Source organism: Pseudomonas sp. GW821-FHT12A04 (assembly GCF_058807755.1).
On record NZ_JBXAQZ010000012.1, the window covers coordinates 35,082 to 53,803 of the forward strand.

The window sequence follows — 18,722 nt, forward strand, 5'->3', positions numbered from 1 at the left end:
AAACTACAACTTTAAAGCAGGGAGATGTAGGGCGATGCAAGGCCACCCAGATGTGATCGATTACCTCAACACGTTGCTGACCGGCGAACTGGCCGCGCGTGATCAATATTTCGTCCACTCGCGGATGTATGAGGACTGGGGTTTCACCAAGCTCTACGAACGAATCAACCACGAGATGGAAGAGGAAGCAGGGCACGCTGATGCCCTGATGCGCCGGATTCTGATGCTCGAAGGCACGCCGCGCATGCGTCCGGACGATCTCGACGTCGGCACCACGGTGACAGAGATGCTCGAAGCGGATTTGCGCCTGGAATACAAAGTACGGGCTGCGTTGTGCAAGGGCATCAAGCTCTGCGAACAACACAAGGACTACGTCAGCCGCGAAATGCTGCGGGTTCAATTGCATGACACCGAAGAAGATCACACCTACTGGCTCGAGAAGCAGTTGGGTCTGATCAAGTTGATCGGGCTAGAGAACTACCTGCAATCCCACACCTGATTGCTGCGAATACAAAAAAGCCCCTGTCACTGATGAAGTGACAGGGGCTTTTTCATGGGGGGGGCGGTCAAGCCCGATCGCGCTCCAGCAGCGGCTTGAGGTAATAACCGGTATGGGATTGCTTCATCTCTGACACTTCTTCCGGGGTGCCGACGGCAATGATCTGCCCGCCCTTGGAACCACCCTCCGGCCCCAGGTCCACCAGCCAGTCAGCGGTCTTGATCACGTCCAGGTTGTGTTCGATCACCACCACGGTGTTGCCGTGGTCGCGCAGGCGATGCAACACGTCCAGCAGTTGCTGGATATCCGCGAAGTGCAGACCGGTGGTGGGTTCGTCCAGGATGTACAGGGTCTTGCCGGTATCGCGCTTGGACAGCTCGCGGGACAGTTTCACCCGTTGGGCTTCACCGCCGGACAGCGTGGTCGCCGATTGCCCCAGCTTGATGTACGACAGGCCGACGTCCATCAATGTTTGCAGCTTGCGCGCCAGGGCCGGTACGGCATCGAAGAACACCCGTGCTTCCTCGATCGTCATCTCGAGGGTTTCGTGGATGCTCTTGCCCTTGTACTTGATCTCAAGGGTTTCGCGGTTGTATCGCTTGCTCTTGCACACGTCGCAGGGCACGTAGATGTCCGGCAGGAAGTGCATCTCGACCTTGATCAGGCCGTCGCCCTGACAAGCTTCGCAGCGGCCGCCCTTGACGTTGAAGGAGAAGCGCCCCGGACCATAGCCTCGGGAGCGGGACTCCGGTACGCCGGCGAACAACTCGCGGATCGGCGTGAACAAACCGGTGTAGGTCGCCGGGTTGGAGCGCGGTGTACGGCCGATCGGGCTCTGGTCGATGTCGACGACCTTGTCCAGGTGCTCCAGGCCCTTGATGCTGTCGTGGGCGGACGCTTCGAGGGTAGTGGCGCCATTCAGCGCCGTGGCGCTCAAAGGGAACAGGGTGTTGTTGATCAGCGTCGACTTGCCGGAGCCGGACACGCCGGTCACACAGGTCAGCAGGCCGATCGGAATCTCCAGGTCGACATTGCGCAGGTTGTTGCCGCGCGCGCCCTTGAGCGACAGCGTCAGCTTCTTGTTGCGCGGTGTACGTTTGGCCGGGACTTCGATCTTCACCCGGCCCGACAGGTATTTACCCGTCAGCGAGTCCGGGTGAGCCATGACCTCGGCCGGTGTGCCTTCAGCAACGATATGCCCGCCGTGCACGCCAGCGCCCGGGCCGATGTCCACCACGTAGTCGGCCAGGCGGATCGCGTCTTCATCGTGCTCGACCACGATCACCGTGTTACCGATATCGCGCAGGTGCTTGAGGGTGCCCAGCAGCCGGTCGTTATCGCGCTGATGCAGGCCGATGGAGGGTTCGTCGAGGATGTACAGGACGCCCACCAGGCCGGCGCCAATCTGGCTGGCCAGACGAATACGCTGGGCCTCGCCACCGGACAAGGTGTCCGCGCTGCGATCCAGCGACAAGTAGTCGAGGCCGACGTTGACCAGGAACTGCAGGCGCTCGCGGATTTCCTTGAGGATCTTGTCGGCGATTTCGCCGCGTCGTCCGGTGAGCTTGAGCCCGCCAAAATAATCGGACGCATCGCCGATCGGCAGGTTGGTCACTGCCGGCAGGGTTTTTTCGCCGACCCACACATGCCGCGCTTCACGCCGCAGGCGGGTGCCACGGCAATCCGGGCACGACTGGGTGCTGAGGAACTTGGCCAGTTCTTCGCGCACCGATGCCGATTCGGTTTCGCGGTAACGGCGTTCCAGGTTCGGCACGATGCCTTCGAACGGGTGCGAGCGTTTGACGATATCGCCACGGTCGTTCAGGTATTTGAAGTCGACGTTTTGCGAACCGCTGCCGTGCAGGATGAATTTCTGCTGATCGGCCGGCAATTCGTTGAACGGAACTTCCAGACTGAACTTGTAGTGCGAGGCCAGCGAGCCGAGCATCTGGAAGTAATAGACGTTACGCCTGTCCCAGCCACGAATCGCCCCTTCGGCCAGGGTCAGTTCGCCATTGACCAGGCGCTTGATGTCGAAGAACTGCTTCACCCCCAGACCATCGCAGGTCGGGCAAGCGCCGGCCGGGTTGTTGAAGGAGAACAGCTTGGGTTCCAGTTCGCTGATCGCGTGGCCGCAGATCGGGCAGGCGAAGCGTGCGGAGAAGATCATCTCTTCACCCGGCTCGTCGTCCATCGGCGCCACCAGGGCGATGCCGTCCGCCAGTTTCAGCGCGGTCTCGAAGGATTCGGCCAGGCGTTGTTGCAGGTCGGCGCGAACCTTGAAGCGGTCGACCACGACATCGATGGTATGTTTTTTCTGCTTGTCGAGCTTGGGAGCTTCGTCCAGCTCATAGAGCTTTCCATTGATTCTGGCGCGGACAAAACCCTGCGCGCGCAGCTCTTCGAAAACCGACAGGTGCTCGCCTTTGCGCTCGCGGATGACCGGCGCCAACAGCATCAGCTTGCTGCCCTCCGGTTCGGCGAGGACCAGGTCGACCATCTGGCTGACGGTCTGCGCTTCAAGCGGGATGTCGTGATCCGGGCAACGGGGAATACCCACACGTGCATAAAGCAGGCGCAGGTAGTCGTAGATTTCGGTGATAGTGCCGACCGTCGAGCGCGGGTTGTGCGAGGTCGACTTCTGTTCGATGGAGATCGCCGGCGACAGGCCTTCGATGGTGTCGACGTCGGGCTTTTCCATCATCGACAGGAACTGCCGGGCGTAGGCCGACAGCGATTCGACGTAGCGGCGCTGACCTTCGGCGTACAGGGTATCGAAAGCCAGGGACGACTTGCCGGAGCCGGACAGGCCGGTGATGACGATCAGCTTGTCCCGTGGCAGGGTCAGGTCGATGTTCTTCAGGTTGTGGGTTCGAGCCCCACGAATCAGGATCTTGTCCAAGGTGGCCTCGCTCGGCGGGCGTCGAAAACGTAGGAGTATACGGCCAAATACTGGATGGATGCACACTATCGAATGCTGCTATTGCTGCCTTGCATGAAAGCTCTGTCATCTACACGCGTCAAAGCGTCGCGATATACCCTGCCAATCGATGGGACTGGTAGAATCGCCGCCGGTTCACATGAGGTTTTTCCATGCACGATCCCCACAGCGAGCGCATGAGCGGCAGCGAGACCCGCGCGGCAAGCGGTCTGGCCCTGGTGTTCGCCTTCCGTATGCTTGGCATGTTCATGGTGTTGCCGGTTTTGGCGACCTATGGGATGGACCTGGCCGGAGCCACGCCGGCCCTGATCGGTCTGGCGATTGGCGCTTATGGCCTGACCCAGGCAGTTTTCCAGATTCCTTTCGGTTTCATTTCCGACAGGATCGGTCGCCGCCCGGTGATTTACCTGGGCCTGATCGTGTTTGCCCTCGGCAGTCTGCTGGCGGCCAATGCCGATTCGATCTGGGGCGTGATCGCCGGGCGAATCCTGCAAGGTGCCGGGGCGATTTCAGCCGCGGTCATGGCCTTGTTGTCAGACCTGACCCGGGAGCAGCATCGGACCAAAGCCATGGCCATGATCGGCATGACCATCGGTCTGTCGTTCGCCGTCGCCATGGTGGTCGGCCCGTTGCTGACCCGCGCTTTTGGTCTGTCCGGGTTGTTCCTCGCCACGGGCGGCATGGCGCTGCTCGGCATTGTGATCGTCATGTTCATGGTGCCGCGCTCTACCGGGACATTGCAGCATCGCGAGTCCGGTGTTGCGCGCCAGGCATTGATGCCGACGCTCAAGCACCCGGACCTGCTACGGCTGGACCTGGGTATTTTTGTGTTGCACGCGATGTTGATGTCCAGCTTCGTCGCCTTGCCGCTGGCGCTGGTCGAGAAAGCCGGGCTGCCCAAAGAGCAGCACTGGTGGGTGTACCTGACCGCGTTGCTGATTTCTTTCTTCGCCATGATCCCGTTCATTATCTACGGCGAGAAGAAACGCAAAATGAAACGAGTTTTACTCGGTGCCGTCGTGACGCTGATGTTCACTGAGCTATTCTTCTGGCAGTTCGGCGACAGCTTGCGGGCTCTGGTGATCGGTACGGTGGTGTTCTTCACCGCGTTCAATCTGCTGGAAGCTTCGTTGCCATCGCTGATCAGCAAGGTTTCACCGGCCGGCGGCAAGGGCACGGCGATGGGGGTTTATTCCACCAGCCAGTTCCTCGGGTCGGCATTGGGCGGCATTCTTGGCGGTTGGCTGTTCCAGCATGGCGGTCTGTCGGTTGTGTTCCTCGGATGCGCCGGTCTGGCTGCCCTCTGGCTGGCCTTTGCTGTTACCATGCGCGAACCTCCCTACGTCACGAGCCTGCGCTTGCCGTTGTCGCCCGAGGCGATCCGCGAAGCGGGTCTGGTCGAGCGCCTGAAGGCGGTCGTAGGGGTAACAGATGCAGTCATCGTCGCAGAAGAGGCGGCGATTTACATCAAACTGGACACCGAACTATTGGATCGCACCACCCTTGAGCGCCTGGTGAACAACCCGGCCGGGGCAGCGTGCGTAGCCTAGGAGAACGTTATGGCCCGTGGGGTTAACAAAGTCATATTGGTCGGCACTTGCGGCCAGGATCCCGAAGTTCGCTACTTGCCTAACGGTAACGCCGTGACCAACCTGAGTCTGGCGACCAGCGAACAGTGGACCGACAAGCAAACCGGTCAGAAAGTTGAAAAGACCGAATGGCACCGTGTGTCGATGTTCGGCAAGGTTGCAGAAATCGCTGGCGAATACCTGCGTAAAGGTTCTCAGGTCTACATCGAAGGCAAGCTGCAGACCCGCGAGTGGGAAAAAGACGGTATCAAGCGTTACACCACCGAAATCGTGGTCGACATGCAAGGCACCATGCAACTGCTGGGCGGCCGTCCACAGGGCGACCAGCAGGGCCAGGGCGGTGGTAACAACTACCAGCAGTCCGCGCCACGCCAGCAGGCTCCACGTCCACAGCAGTCGGCGCCGCAACAGTCGCGCCCGGCTCCACAGCAGGCCGCTCCTCAGCCGGCTCCGGATTTCGACAGCTTTGATGACGATATCCCGTTCTGATTCTTTCACCAAAGAATAGAACCTGAAAAAGCCCGGCCTCCCTTTGGATGCCGGGCTTTTTGCATTTTTACCAGGGCATTCCTCGCCGGATCGAGGATCGTCCAGCGGTCAGCGCGCAGTGATACTCTGCTATGGGTCCAGACCCTGTGCAGAGTTGCCCTATGGATCGCCTGTCTACGTTGTTGTCACAGTTCGGCGTGCGCGCGAACCTGTTTTACAGCGGCATGCTTTGCGGCGTGGCGGCCTACGATGGCGCCGACCAGCGCGGTCATATTCACCTGCTGCAGGCCGGCTCTGTCACTTTGAAAGGCCCAGGGAGGAGTGAGTTGTTGATCACTCGCCCCAGCCTGATTTTCCTGCCACGCCCCAGTCGACATCAGCTCATCGCCAGTGAGACTGAAGGTGCTCAGCTGTTATGTGCGTCGATGCTGTTCGATGGCGGCGCCAGTAATCCGATATCTGCTTCGCTCCCCGATCTTCTGGTGTTGCCCCTGGATGAGCTGCCGTTGCTGGCCGACACCCTGAGATGGCTGTTCGGTGAAGCTGGCGCCGGGCATTGCGGCAGGGAGGCCGTGCTTGATCGTTTGTTCGAACTGTTGATCATCCTGCTGTTCCGGCATTTGCTCGACCACCATCAGTTGAGCACCGGCATGATGGCCGGGTTGGCCGATGTGCGGCTGTCGCGCTCGCTGATACAGATGCACAACCAACCTCAGCGGGCCTGGTCAGTGGCCGAGTTGGCAAATGAATCGAACATGTCCCGCGCCGCTTATGCGGTGCATTTCCGCGCGGTCCTGGGGCAAACACCGTTGGATTATCTTCTGAGCTGGCGGATCAGTCTGGCGCAGAAGCGCCTGCGGGAGGGGCGGCCGATTACGCTGATCGCCGATGAGGTGGGCTATGAAAGTCCGTCGGCTCTTGCCCGTGCGTTTCGCCGCAAGACCGGCTGCAGTCCACGGGACTGGATGAAATCCCTGGCCCTTGAGGGCCGCGTACTGGCGGGTGATGGCGATGACCTGAATGCATCGAGCTGATTCAGGCCATCGGCGGGTGAAGTTGTCAGCTCAAGGGGTTTCCAGTCGGGTCAGCGAATGGCCCGCCACGAACAGGGAGGCGGCAAGCAAGCCGATGTCCTTGAGCAGGAACTGGCCTGGCGCGACCGAAATGGCCGGGAAACCAAGGCCGGGCTCAATCACGCCGGGGGTCGAGAACATAAAGCTCAAGGTGGTGAAAAACAGCCCGGCCGACAAGGCGCCTCCGATCAAGGAAAGCTTTGGCGACAGCAGGCGACCCGCAATCAGTACACCGATGGAGATCTCCAGAACGCCAAGCAAACTGGAAAACAGATCGACACTGAAAATGTTATAGACCCATCCCAGGAAGGGACTGTTGCTCACCAGCGGCACCAGCCCCTCTGCTTCATAGTGGGTGAATTTCATTCCCCCGAACCAGAAGTAGATAACGGCGAGGGCGAAGTAAATGCCGTAGGTCCCTAGCGCCATGGTGGTGAGTCCGAGGGATGTTTTTTTCGACAGGCTGTCAGTGCTGATATTCATGCTGTTCATTGTTCAGTCTTCCAGTGAGTTATCCAGAAAGTGGCATGGGTGAAAGCAACATCCCCCGCGTATGCGTTGGGAGTGGAGTGATTGTTGGCTTTGGCATGACTTTTCAGGATTCTGGCGGTATTGCGTTTGATGCAGATCGTCCAGACTCACTGGCAATAAAAAGCCCATGGCAGGTGAGGCCATGGGCTTTTTCATTTTCGCTGTCTTGTCCTGAATAAGGTTTACACCTTCCGGCTTCTTGTCAGGTACTCGTTGGTCGAAACCACGCTGGCATAGGCAAACGCCAGGGCCGCCATGAACGCCGCATGAACTTGCGCCGCCGGAACCGTCAGGCCATTGAACTCCAGGTCACGGGTGGCGCAGGCGTCGTGGATCACAGTGACCGTATAGCCAAAATCCGCCGCCGCCCGAGTGATGCCGTCGACGCACATGTGGCTCATGCTGCCCACGACCACCAGTTCCTTGATGCCTTGTTCGTCGAGGATCGATTGCAGTTCGGTTTCGCGGAACGAGTTGACGAAGTGTTTGAGCACCACCGGTTCGTCGGCACGGTTGAGCACTTTCGGGTGCAACTTCGCGCCCTCGGAGTTCGGGGTGAAAAACGGCGCATCTTCAGAGGTGAATTCGTGGCGAATGTGCACCACTGAATCCCCTGCGTCGCGGAAGGCCTTGATCAGGCGGACGGCGTTGTCGGCGGCGGCGTCGGCACCGACCAGCGGCCACTTGCCTTGGGGGAAGTAGTCGTTCTGGATATCGACTACGATGAGCGCTTGCTTGACCATGACTGTTTCCTCGAAGTGTGTGTTGGTGTGGAATGAAGTATTGGCTCTGGCAGGCGATCCGAGGATTGGCCGCACCGACAATAGAAGGGGGAAAACTGACAATGGACGCAGAAAGGGCAATCGCCGAACTCGGTGTACTGATCTATCCCGGCGCGCAGATGGCGGCGGTGCATGGTTTGACGGATTTGTTCGGGGTGGCCAACCGGATCGCCGCCGAACATCAGTCTGCGCAGTTGCCGCTGTTGCGGGTCAGCCATTGGCAGGTCGAGGGTAATCAGGCGCCGGTTCGGGTCTTCGACAGCCATCCTGGCCCGGAGCGCGCCCTGGTGGCCGTGTTGATTCCGCCGTCGATCGGCGGTTTTTCCGAGGGCCAGGCGCCACAGGGATTGATTCGCTGGTTGCGTGAGCAACATGCCAGCGGCGCGACACTGGGCGGGGTTTGCGTGGGCTCTATCCTGTTGGCCGAAAGCGGTCTGCTCGACGGTCGTAGCGCCACCACTCACTGGACCTCGGCCAAAGCTTTCGCCGAACGTTATCCGGCGATCCGGCTCAAGGCCGATACGCCGATTGTCGATGACGGCGACCTGATTACCACCGCCGGGCTGATGGCCTGGTCGGAACTGGGTCTGCGCCTGGTCAACCGGTTGCTGGGGCCGAGCATCGCCACCAACACCGCGCGTTTTCTGGTGGTGGAACACAGCGATAGCGCCAGTGAGTGCGGCAGCAACTTTGCGCCGATCCTCAGTCATGGCGATGCGACGATCCTCAAGGTGCAACACTGGCTGCAAAGCACCGGAGCGACCGATGTGTCGCTGGCGGCGATGGCCGAAAAGGCAGGGCTGGAAGAACGCACCTTCCTGCGACGCTTTCGCGCGGCCACCGGGCTCAAACCCACCGAATACTGCCAGCACCTGCGAGTTGGCAAGGCCCGGGAAATGCTTGAGTTCACCAACGGCACCATCGACCACATCGCCTGGACCGTGGGTTATCAGGACCCCGGGGCGTTTCGCGCAACGTTCAGGAAAATCACCGGGTTGGCGCCGAGTGATTATCGGACACGGTTTGGGGTGAACTCTGGATCGGTCGCACGCTAGTCGCATCACCTCGATTCCCTGTGGGAGCGAGCTTGCTCGCGATAGCTGTGTGTCTGCTACATAAATGTTGAATGTCATTCCCTCATCGCGAGCAAGCTCGCTCCCACAGGGTCGGGCGTGTGGGCTGGAATCGTGCAAAATGCCGGAGTATCAAAGGGCGTCGTGCAGAATAAAACAGGCCACATGCCATCACTTCCTGCGCAACGGGCTGATTTAAAAACCCTTTTTCCTCAACGGGCCTTGGCCTGATCTCTGCACCCCTTCAGCTACATTCATCAAACGTCGATTGAAGGGGGATGCATGACCCCGGCAAACCGCAGGAAACTGGTGGTCGCCCATTCGGTGCTCGCCGACGCGCCAGTGCATGAAGTTGAAACCAACCGCGCACTGGCCCGCTGGCTGGCGCAGATACTGGGGCTCAACTACGGCGGCAGCTACGACCCGCAACTGCATGCAGGGCGAGACCTCTACCTGTTGCCGACCCAGACCCTTGTGGGCGCTGCGGCTGCCCGGCAACTGGGGGTCAAGGGCCCGGAGGATTTGTGGGGCGGTTATGTCGACCACGACTTCATCTGCACCAAAGCCATCAGTCACGGATTGCTCAACCACCATGCCCATGCGCCGCGAGGCTGGGCTCCGTTGTTTTCCGAGCGGGTGCGCAGCGTGGTGCTCGACGGTCTCAGCGTGTTCTCCCTGAAGGATGCGCGCCCGGCGGCGGAGCATTTGCTGTACACCGGGCCGATCCGCCTGAAACCGATTCATGCCTGTGCCGGACGTGGTCAGGAAGTGATCAAAAGCCTCGACGAGTTCGATGAGCTGCTTGCCCAGCCCGAGGCCGAGGCGATGTTCACCGAAGGCGTGGTGCTCGAACAGGACCTGGACCAGGTGATCACCCACAGCGTCGGCCAGAGTTTTATCGGCGCAAAGGTACTCAGTTACTGCGGTGATCAATACTTGACCGAGGACGCTCAGGGTGAACAGGTTTATGGCGGGTCCAACCTGCTGGTGGTGCCAGGCGGCTATGACGAATTGTTGAAGCTGGATCTGCCGGAAGACGTGCAACTGGCGATCCGCCAGGCACAGGTGTTCGACAGCGCGGCGGATGAAGCCTACCCAGGTTTCTATGCCTCGCGGCGCAACTACGACATCGCCCAGGGCATCGGCAGCGATGGCCGACCACGCAGCGGTGTGCTCGAACAATCCTGGCGCATGGGCGGCGCCAGCAGCGCCGAGGTCGCGGCCTTGCAGAGTTTCGTCAACGATCCGGGGATGTGCGCGATTCGTGTGTCTTCGGTGGAAACCTACATCGACCAGCCGCTGCCGGCGGACGCCATCGAGGTGTACCGCGGGCCGGCGCAGGCCAGTGACTTTCTCCTCAAGTACGTGACGGTTAAACCCTATGACGGCTAGAAGCGAATCCATTCAGATCGACATCGACGACGAACAGATGAGCGGGACCTTCCTGAGTCCCAAATCGAAAGTCCCCGGCGTGCTCTTTGTGCACGGTTGGGGCGGCAGCCAGGAGCGGGATCTGGAACGCGCCAAAGGTATCGCCGGGTTGGGGTGCGTGTGCCTGACCTTTGACCTGCGCGGGCACACCGGTGGCACCGGCATTCCATTGTCCCGGGTGACCCGGGAAGACAATTTGCGCGACCTGCTGGCGGCCTATGACCGCTTGCTCGCACACCCGGCCCTCGATACCTCGGCGATTGCCGTGGTCGGCACCAGTTACGGGGGGTATCTGGCCTCGATTCTGACCTCGCTGAGGCCCGTGCGCTGGCTGGCGCTGCGGGTGCCGGCGCTGTATCGCGACGAGCAATGGCACGCGCCGAAACGCGACCTGGACAAGCTGGATCTGCGTGATTACCGAAGCACCCTGGTGCGTGCCGACAGCAATCGTGCCTTGCACGCCTGCTCGCAATTCACCGGGGATGTCCTGTTGGTGCAGTCCGAGACCGACGACTACGTGCCCCATTCAACGATCATGAGTTACCGCGCGGCGTGCCAGCAGACTCACTCGCTGACCCATCGCATTATCGATGGCGCCGACCATGCGCTGAGCGACCCGGTTTCGCAGCAGGCCTACACCTCGATCCTTGTCGGCTGGATTACCGAGATGGTGGTGGGGGAGCGTTTGAGCATTATTCAATCATCCTGATATTGGGGTGTTCTTGCGGGCCCCTTCGCGGGCAAGCCCGCTCCCACAAGGATCGAGGGTGTACATGGAATCTGCATCCACCAACAGACACTGTGGGAGCGGGCTTGCCCGCGAAGGCGTCCTCACAACCGGCACAAAATCACTTGGGTTTCTTCGAAATCCGCAATGACTTGGCCTTGGCTTCCACCAGCAGGTACATCACCAGGGCAATCAACAACGGCAGGATGAAATAAATCGCCCGATAGGCCAGCAGTCCAGCCACCAGGCTGCCCCGCGAAGCCTCGTGTTGCAGCAGCGCCACAAACACGGCTTCCAGCACGCCGAGCCCGGCCGGGATGTGAGTGATGACCCCGGCGATGGCGCTGATCAACAGCACGCCCAGCACCAGTGGATAGTCCAGTTTGTTCGGTAGCAAGGTGAAGATCACCGCTGCCATCAGCGACCAGTTCAGGGCACCGAGGGCCAGTTGCAGCACGGCCATGCGCGGCGACGGCAGGTCAATCTCCACACCACGAATCACCCACTCCCGACGTTTGGCAAACCGGCACGCCACCAGGTATCCGGCGCTCAGCAGCAATAACAAAACCCCCACGCCTTGCAGCGCGCTACTGCTGAGCTTCCAGCCCGGCGGCATGCGTACCAGCCCGCTGCTGAACATGGTGCCGGCAATGACCATGTAACCGAACCAGTTGGTCGCTAGGCTCAGACCGAGGATTTTCGCGATGTTGCTCTTGCTGACCCCGAGCCGCGAATACAACCGGTATCGCATGGCGATGCCACCGACCCAGGCGCTCAGGTTCAGGTTGAAGGCGTAGCTGATGATCCCCACGGGCAGAATCTGCTTCCAGGTCAGGTTCTGGCGGATGTAGGTGCGGCCGATCAGGTCGAAGCAGGCGTACACCAGAAAACTCACCAGGGTCAGCCCCGAGGCAATGATCAGTGTGCGCACCTTGAAATCGGCCAGGGTATCGAACACTTCGTTCCATTCGATGCGTTGGGCGAGCATCGTGAACAGCACGATCAGCATCAGGAAAAACAGCATCGTCAGCGGTCGTTTCCAGCGGTTCCAGTGCGACTTGCCAGAGCTTTTGGCGTGAGTTGCCGTGTGGGGCTCAGTGCGGTTCATGGTCAGCGGCCCCGGTCGGAGGAGGAATGTGTTTCAGGCGAGGTTTATGCGCCGGCAACCAACCGGCCCACGCCGGGAAATGCCGCAGGCAGTGAAACACCAGAAATCCGACGGTCATGTGCCAGACACGCCCGCGTGGCGCGATGTCGTGAGACATGACCTTGCAATGGTTGTCGCTGAGGTCTTCCAGGCGATCGAACAGAACTCGATTGAAGCCACGGTCGCGGATCAGCACGTTGGCTTCCAGGTTCATCGACAGGCTCAACGGGTCGAGGTTACTGGAGCCTACGGTGCTCCAGTCTTCATCCACCAGTGCGACCTTGCCGTGCAGCGGACGGTCGCAATATTCGTAGATCTTCACACCGGATTTGAGCAGGTAATCGTAGGTCATGCGCGCCGCAAGCCTGGCCACCCGCATGTCTGGCTGGCCCTGCAGGATCAGCCGCACATCCACCCCTCTGCGGGCCGCGTTGCGGATCTCGCGCAGCAAGCGGAACCCGGGAAAGAAGTAGGCGTTGGCGATCACCACCCGGCGCTGCGCCTGGCGCAATACCTGGCGGTAAACCTCCTCGATGTCGGTCTGGTGTTCCCCGTTGTCGCGGTACACCAGCCGCACCTGGCCATCGTGATCGCTGAAGGCCAGTTCCGAACGCCGCTGCCGACGGCGGTGCCACCAGTATTTGGCGTGCGCCGGGCGACCGCATTGCAGCAGGGCAAAGTGATGGATGTCGGCAACGGCCGGACCCTGAACTTCCACGGAATAATCCTGTTTGGCCTCGGGGCCGAAGTCGGCCAGATGATCGGCGGAAAAATTGATCCCGCCGACGAACGCGACGGTGCCATCGACCACCACGATCTTGCGGTGCAGGCGCCGGAACCAGTTGGTGCGGATGCCCAGGCGTTTCGGTGCCGGATCGAACATTTGCAGGTGCACGCCGGCCGCGGTCAGGGCGTTCAGGAACCCGGTACTCAGTTCGCCGCAGCCGAAGCCGTCGAGGCTGACGGTGGTGCGCACACCACGATGGGCGGCTTCGATCAGAATCTGTTGCAGCTCATTGCCGACCTTGTCCTCGAACAGAATGAAGGTCTCCAACAGGATTTCATTTTGCGCCCGGCGCAGGGCTTCAAACACCCGGGGAAAATACGCCTCGCCATTTTCCAGCAACTCGACCCGATTGCTGCCTTGCCAGCCGTATTCGACATCGACCGCTGTCGGCTCGCGGGTGGGCGGAGCGGGGATGTGTTCCAGCGTGTTTTTTTCCATCAACTGGCTGCTCATAGCTCGATCTCCACCGACAGCGGGGCGTGGTCGGAAAGGTGCGACCAGGGCCGGGAGGTCAGCACTTGCGGATGGCTGGCCTTGAGGTTGCGTACGTAGATGCGGTCCAGGCGCAATGCCGGCAAGCGCGCGGGGAAACTGCGCGCCGGTTTGCCATGGTGCTCGGCGAAGACTTCGCGCAAACCGCTGGGTGTGAGCAATGCATCGGCGCGCTGGCGCCAATCGTTGAAGTCCCCGGCGACAATCACCGGGGCGTCGCCGGGCAGGGCGTCCAGGCGCTGGGCGAGCAGCTTCAGTTGCGCGGTGCGATGGGTTTCGCGCAGCCCCAGATGCACGCAAATCGCATGCACCTCCTGGCCGTCGCCGGGCAAGCGCAATACGCAATGCAAAAGCCCGCGGTTCTCGTGGCCGCTGATGGACACGTCGAGGTTGTCGTGGCGGATGATCTGGAACTTCGACAGCAGCGCATTGCCGTGATCGCCCGCCGGATACACCGCATTGCGGCCATAGGCGAACTGCGGCCACAGGCTGTCGGCGAGGAATTCGTATTGCGGCATCGCCGGCCAGTTGGTGTAGCGCCTGGGGTGCTGTTCGTGGGTGCCGTGGACTTCCTGCAAAAACACCACATCGGCAGACACGCTGCGCACCGCTTCACGCAGTTCCGGCAGGATGAAACGCCGGTTGAGCGCGGTGAAACCTTTATGGGTGTTGACCGTCAGCACGGTGAAGCGCTGCACTGTCGTGTTGATGGGGGTCTGCTCGTCCGTGACGCCGACCGGCTCTGGAATGCTCATGGCAACACGCTCTCGGCCGCAGGCTCACCGGGGACGGTGGCGAGGTTTTTTTCGAGGTGCAGGCGTTGCAGCAAGTGGCGTGCATCAAAGGGGGCGCGGACTTTGACGTCGTTATCGAAATAGCAGAACACCTCCCGGGATTTGCACGCCTTTGGCTTCTGCCGGGGCGCGATCAATTGTGGATTATCCGGTTGCTGGCCGTGATGCCAGGCTTCGATTCGTTCGCCCAAGCGTTTTAGTGCCTGCGGGGTGTAACCGCTGGCATAGAGTGCTTCGGCGCCATGCAGACGCAGGCAGACGAAATCGCTGGTGATGTCTTCGCGATACGGCCATTTACCTGCGGTGTCGGCGATGACCAGGGCCGTGTTGTAGCGCTTGAGCAAGCGGACGAACAGCGGATCGACAAAGCTGTCATGGCGGATTTCCACGGCATAGCGTTCGGGGCGCTGCAGTGCGTAGAACGATCCATTGATTTCGATGCTGTTGACCGCCCGCGAGGCGAATTGCAATTCGCGTTTGTGGGTCAGGCCAATGGGGTAGAAGTCTCCCCGCCAGGGCGTGTAGCGCCAGCCTGAAATACCGATATGAATCGCCGCCATGTCGCCTCCGGACTACCTACCCATGTCTTTGGGTGACTGCGCTGCGGCGGCAAAAGTTTCGATGGGGCTACGGACGGTAAATTTTCTACGGAACAACACCGAACAAGTGTGGGAGCGAGCTTGCTCGCGATGGCGGTTTATCAGTCACATCCATGTTGAATGGACCGCCGTCATCGCGAGCAAGCTCGCTCCCACAGGGGTTATCAGTGAGCAGTAATAACGCGGGCAGAGTCCTCAGCTGGTTCGGCGAACACTGGGCCGAGGCGATCAAGACGTCCACTCCACGCGGTCAATGCCAGCGCCACCAACACCACCAGGCCACCGATCCATGCAGTGTGAATCAACCCCATGTGGGCGACGATCAGGCCACCGCCCCACGCGCCACCGGCAATGCCGAGGTTGAACGCTGCGATGTTCAGGCCGGACGCCACGTCCACCGCTTGCGGGGTGTGATGCTCAGCCTGACGCACCACATACACCTGCAACCCCGGCACGTTGCCGAATGCCACGGCGCCCCAGATCAGCACGGTGGCCAGCGCGAGCCAAGGATTACCGGCGGTGAAAGTCAGCACGAACAACACGGCGGCGAGCAGGGCAAAGATGATTTTCAGGGCGCTGATCGGGCCGCGCTTGTCCGCCAGTTTTCCGCCCCAGATGTTGCCGACGGCCACGGAGATGCCGTAGACCAGCAACACCAGGCTGACGGTGCTGGCGCTGAAGCCGGAGAGGTCCTGAAGAATCGGCGCGAGGAAGGTAAAGGCAATGAACGAGCCGCCGTAGCCGACGGCCGTCATCGCATACACCAGCAGCAGGCGTGGTTGCTTGAGCACCTGCAATTGCTGCAACAGCGATGCGGGTTTGCTGTGGGCGATGTTTTTCGGCACGTAGATCAAGCTGCCGATGAAGGCGATCACGCCCAAGGCCGAAACGGCGAGGAAGGTTTCACGCCAGCCGAAATGCTGGCCGATGAATGTCCCCAGCGGCACGCCGGTGACCAGCGCCACGGTCAGGCCGGTGAACATGATGGCAATCGCGCTGGCGGCTTTTTCCTTCGGCACTAGACTGGTGGCGATGGTCGAGCCGATCGAGAAAAACACCCCGTGGGCCAGGCCGGTGACGATCCGTGCGAGGATCAACGACTCGTAACTCGGTGCTTGCCACGCCAGCAGGTTACCGAGGGTGAACAGCACCATCAGCGACAACAGCAGCAATTTGCGCGGAACCTTGCCGGTGAGGGCGGTCAGCACCGGGGCGCCGACGGCAACGCCAAGGGCATACAGGCTGACCAGCAGGCCGGCGGATGGCAGACTGACGCCGAGGTCGGCGCCGATGGTGGGTAACAGGCCAACGATGACGAACTCGGTCGTCCCGATGGCAAAGGCGCTGAGGGTCAGCGCGAGCAAGGCAATGGGCATGGCTGCAACTCCGGTGGATTCATTCGATGGAGCGCAGTGTCGTGGTTCGGGTCGTGCGGAAAAATACAGGGACGAGCATTTGATATTTGCCTTGGGCGCAAAGATCGCGAGCGCGAGTGTTAGTCTGTGGCACAGGAAGGCATCGCCGTCCTGCTATCTGCGGGCAATATCCGAACTTGCCCGACATTTCTCGATCAGTTCCTTACCGACACAGCCAAAGGAGCGGGTGTTTTGATCAGGCTCAAGACCGCGATACTGCTGGGAGCGTTGCTGTTTGTGGGTAGCGAGCAACTGGAAGCCGCCGCGATACCGGGGCTGCCGACCACCGCGACCGCCGCGACTCCGCCGGCCCATCCCGAACCGCTGGTGCAAGGCGGATTACTGGGAGCCATCAGTTCAAGCATCGACGAGGTCCAGACCAAACTCGATCTCAACGAAAACCTCTTTGACGTCTGGCGCCTGCGTGCCGACCTCGCGGCCGATGAAGTGGATCAGTTGGTCAATAAGCCATCGGCCCGTTCGCCCTGGCGCGTCGCCGGCGATTTCCTGCTGCTGACCTGCGTGTGGGCGGCCGTGTTTGCCTGTCTTTGGCTGCTTGGGCGGATGGTCGCCAGGCGCCTGTGCGAGCACCGTCTGCTGCTCAGTCGCGAACGGGGCCAGGCGTTGCTCGGTTACGTGTTGCCCTACACCCTTCCGGCGGTGATCAGTTTGCCGTTGACGATTTATGCCAGCCAGCTTTTGCCGATATCGGCGGGACGGGCGCTGGCGTTGTGTTTTGCCTATGCCACCAGTGCCGGGATCTTTGCCGCGTCATTGGTGCTGTCGCTGGTGGTGATGTTCAATGCCGGACACAAGCGGCGGGCGGTGCAGATTATTCGACAACACAGCCCACGACCGCTGTTCGGCATCGGTTTTCTGGTGGCCCTGAGCGATGCCCTGACCAGCCCGCAGATCGCCCATCAACTGGGCAGTAATCTCACCAGCAGCATCGCCGTGTTCACTGGATTGGCAGCGTCGATTTCCTTCGGCTTGCTGGTGATCCGCATGCGTCGCCCGGTCGCCCATGTGATCCGCATCCTGCCGCTGGCCCAGCGCCTCAGCCAGCCGGCGTTGCGTGAAACCCTGCGGATATTTTCCGGGCTCTGGTATTGGCCGATTCTGTTGATGGTCCTGGTTTCGATCATCAACCTGATCGGCGCCGGGGTGGACAACCAGAGAGTGCTGCGCAGCGCCTTGTTCACCACGGTGCTGCTGATCGCTACGGTGTTTCTCAGCACCACGCTGCATCATCTGTTCAAGACGCGCAGCGAAGCGGACCTGCGCCGCGGCAGCGCCTACAAGGAGCGCTTTCTCAATTTGTCACATGCCTTGTTGCGCATCGCCATGGCCATCGTGTTCATCGATATCCTCGGGCGGATCTGGGGCGTGTCGCTGTTCGAATTCGCGGTGACCAATGCCGTGGGCCGGGCGATCAGTGATTCCCTGGGCCACATCGGTCTGATCCTGCTGGTGACCTGGATGGTCTGGGTGGTGCTCGACACGGCGATTCAGGAAGCCCTGAAACCGCCAACCAACAAGCGCTCGGCGCGCCAGCCGAGTACGCGGGTGAAAACCATCCTGCCGCTGCTGCGCAACGCGATCAAAATCATCCTGGTGGTGATTTGCGCGATCACCACCATGGCCAACCTGGGGATCAACGTCGCGCCATTCCTGGCAGGTGCCGGGGTCATCGGCCTGGCGATCGGTTTCGGCTCCCAGCAACTGGTGCAGGACGTGATTACCGGGCTGTTCATCATCATCGAAGACACCCTGTCCATCGGTGACTGGGTGGTGCTCGATTCCGGGCATGCCGGCACCGTCGAAGGCCTGACCATCCGTACCTTGCGCCTGCGCGATGGCAAGGGCTTCGTGCACTCGGTGCCGTTCGGGCAGATCAAGGCCGTGACTAACCAATCGCGGCAATTCGCCTATGCGTTTTTCTCGGTGCAGTTCACCTACGACACCGATGTCGACAAGGCCATCGAACTGATCCGCGAGGCCGGGCACTCCATCAGCAACGACCCGTTCCTGCGCTACAACCTGCAAGGGCCGCTGGATGTGTTTGGCGTCGACAAGATGGACCTCAACGGTGTGGTGCTGACCGCGCAATTCCGTACGGTGTCCGGTGGTCAATACGCGGTGAGCCGGGCTTTCAACCAGCGTTTGAAAAAGCTTGTGGATAACTGCCCGTGGGTGAACTTCGCGCAAACTTATCCACAGCAGGCATTGGTGCCCAGGCATGCTGTCGAGCCACTGAAGGAGGGAGATGCCGCACCGGAGCATTCGGCGGTGTTGATGCCGGAGCGGCCGCGGTCTCAATAGTCAGTTTTGTACTTGAGGCTTTCAGTGGCTG

At 60.7% G+C, this 18,722-nt stretch carries 16 protein-coding genes; 8 read left to right on the forward strand and 8 right to left on the reverse strand.

Going from position 1 to position 18,722, the window contains the following annotated elements; genetic code table 11:
- Positions 1-34: 34 nt before the first annotated feature.
- Positions 35-499, forward strand: a complete 465-nt coding sequence (gene bfr / locus AC1RS8_RS19205; RefSeq protein ID WP_008053867.1) for a bacterioferritin — start codon at positions 35-37, stop codon at positions 497-499.
- A gap of 67 nt (positions 500-566) precedes the next feature.
- On the opposite strand, the gene uvrA is transcribed toward bfr, so the two are convergent.
- Positions 567-3,401, reverse strand: a complete 2,835-nt coding sequence (uvrA, locus tag AC1RS8_RS19210) for an excinuclease ABC subunit UvrA (protein WP_150814486.1) — start codon at positions 3,399-3,401, stop codon at positions 567-569.
- A 191-nt stretch (positions 3,402-3,592) separates the two neighbouring features.
- On the opposite strand from uvrA, the gene AC1RS8_RS19215 reads away from it, so the two are divergent.
- The 3 genes from AC1RS8_RS19215 to AC1RS8_RS19225 all read left to right on the forward strand — a co-directional run bounded on the left by AC1RS8_RS19215 (position 3,593) and on the right by AC1RS8_RS19225 (position 6,552).
- On the forward strand, positions 3,593-4,990 hold the full coding sequence (locus tag AC1RS8_RS19215; protein ID WP_090451697.1) for an MFS transporter: 1,398 nt from the start codon (positions 3,593-3,595) through the stop codon (positions 4,988-4,990).
- A 9-nt stretch (positions 4,991-4,999) separates the two neighbouring features.
- On the forward strand, positions 5,000-5,518 hold the full coding sequence (locus AC1RS8_RS19220) for a single-stranded DNA-binding protein (protein WP_007984430.1): 519 nt from the start codon (positions 5,000-5,002) through the stop codon (positions 5,516-5,518).
- Between the two features lie 161 nt (positions 5,519-5,679).
- Positions 5,680-6,552 (forward strand): AraC family transcriptional regulator, encoded by an 873-nt coding sequence (locus AC1RS8_RS19225; protein WP_489339312.1) that lies wholly within the window; start codon positions 5,680-5,682, stop codon positions 6,550-6,552.
- A 30-nt stretch (positions 6,553-6,582) separates the two neighbouring features.
- Here the strand turns inward: AC1RS8_RS19225 and AC1RS8_RS19230 are convergent, their stop codons facing one another.
- Together AC1RS8_RS19230 and AC1RS8_RS19235 are read right to left on the reverse strand one after the other, a co-directional pair.
- Positions 6,583-7,083, reverse strand: coding sequence for a YkgB family protein (locus AC1RS8_RS19230; RefSeq protein ID WP_057713104.1), 501 nt, complete (start codon positions 7,081-7,083; stop codon positions 6,583-6,585).
- 221 nt (positions 7,084-7,304) lie between these two features.
- On the reverse strand, positions 7,305-7,865 hold the full coding sequence (locus AC1RS8_RS19235; RefSeq protein ID WP_489339311.1) for a cysteine hydrolase family protein: 561 nt from the start codon (positions 7,863-7,865) through the stop codon (positions 7,305-7,307).
- A 101-nt stretch (positions 7,866-7,966) separates the two neighbouring features.
- Here AC1RS8_RS19235 and AC1RS8_RS19240 point away from each other — a divergent pair, with 101 nt between their 5' ends.
- The 3 genes from AC1RS8_RS19240 (at position 7,967) to AC1RS8_RS19250 (ending at position 11,117) form a co-directional block, all read left to right on the forward strand.
- Positions 7,967-8,959, forward strand: coding sequence for a GlxA family transcriptional regulator (locus AC1RS8_RS19240; RefSeq protein ID WP_407516254.1), 993 nt, complete (start codon positions 7,967-7,969; stop codon positions 8,957-8,959).
- 300 nt (positions 8,960-9,259) lie between these two features.
- Positions 9,260-10,369 (forward strand): DUF3182 family protein, encoded by a 1,110-nt coding sequence (locus tag AC1RS8_RS19245; RefSeq protein WP_489339309.1) that lies wholly within the window; start codon positions 9,260-9,262, stop codon positions 10,367-10,369.
- Positions 10,359-11,117: an alpha/beta hydrolase family protein gene (locus AC1RS8_RS19250; protein ID WP_057713108.1), complete on the forward strand. Its 759-nt coding sequence runs from the start codon at positions 10,359-10,361 to the stop codon at positions 11,115-11,117. The genes AC1RS8_RS19245 and AC1RS8_RS19250 overlap by 11 nt, the downstream gene beginning before the upstream one ends.
- A gap of 139 nt (positions 11,118-11,256) precedes the next feature.
- On the opposite strand, the gene AC1RS8_RS19255 is transcribed toward AC1RS8_RS19250, so the two are convergent.
- The 5 genes from AC1RS8_RS19255 to AC1RS8_RS19275 all read right to left on the reverse strand — a co-directional run bounded on the left by AC1RS8_RS19255 (position 11,257) and on the right by AC1RS8_RS19275 (position 16,330).
- Complete coding sequence (locus AC1RS8_RS19255; RefSeq protein ID WP_489339308.1) at positions 11,257-12,243, reverse strand: lysylphosphatidylglycerol synthase domain-containing protein; 987 nt, start codon at positions 12,241-12,243, stop codon at positions 11,257-11,259.
- On the reverse strand, positions 12,230-13,522 hold the full coding sequence (clsB, locus tag AC1RS8_RS19260) for a cardiolipin synthase ClsB (protein ID WP_489339307.1): 1,293 nt from the start codon (positions 13,520-13,522) through the stop codon (positions 12,230-12,232). Before clsB ends, AC1RS8_RS19255 begins: the two co-directional genes overlap by 14 nt.
- Positions 13,519-14,316 (reverse strand): endonuclease/exonuclease/phosphatase family protein, encoded by a 798-nt coding sequence (locus AC1RS8_RS19265; RefSeq protein WP_057713111.1) that lies wholly within the window; start codon positions 14,314-14,316, stop codon positions 13,519-13,521. The genes clsB and AC1RS8_RS19265 overlap by 4 nt, the downstream gene beginning before the upstream one ends.
- A complete protein-coding gene (locus AC1RS8_RS19270; RefSeq protein ID WP_489339306.1) occupies positions 14,313-14,915 on the reverse strand; it encodes a DUF72 domain-containing protein in 603 nt (200 codons plus the stop codon). Before AC1RS8_RS19270 ends, AC1RS8_RS19265 begins: the two co-directional genes overlap by 4 nt.
- A gap of 203 nt (positions 14,916-15,118) precedes the next feature.
- A complete protein-coding gene (locus AC1RS8_RS19275; protein ID WP_489339305.1) occupies positions 15,119-16,330 on the reverse strand; it encodes an MFS transporter in 1,212 nt (403 codons plus the stop codon).
- Positions 16,331-16,561: 231 nt separating this feature from the next.
- On the opposite strand from AC1RS8_RS19275, the gene AC1RS8_RS19280 reads away from it, so the two are divergent.
- Complete coding sequence (locus AC1RS8_RS19280; protein ID WP_349736236.1) at positions 16,562-18,691, forward strand: mechanosensitive ion channel family protein; 2,130 nt, start codon at positions 16,562-16,564, stop codon at positions 18,689-18,691.
- Positions 18,692-18,722 lie beyond the last annotated feature (31 nt).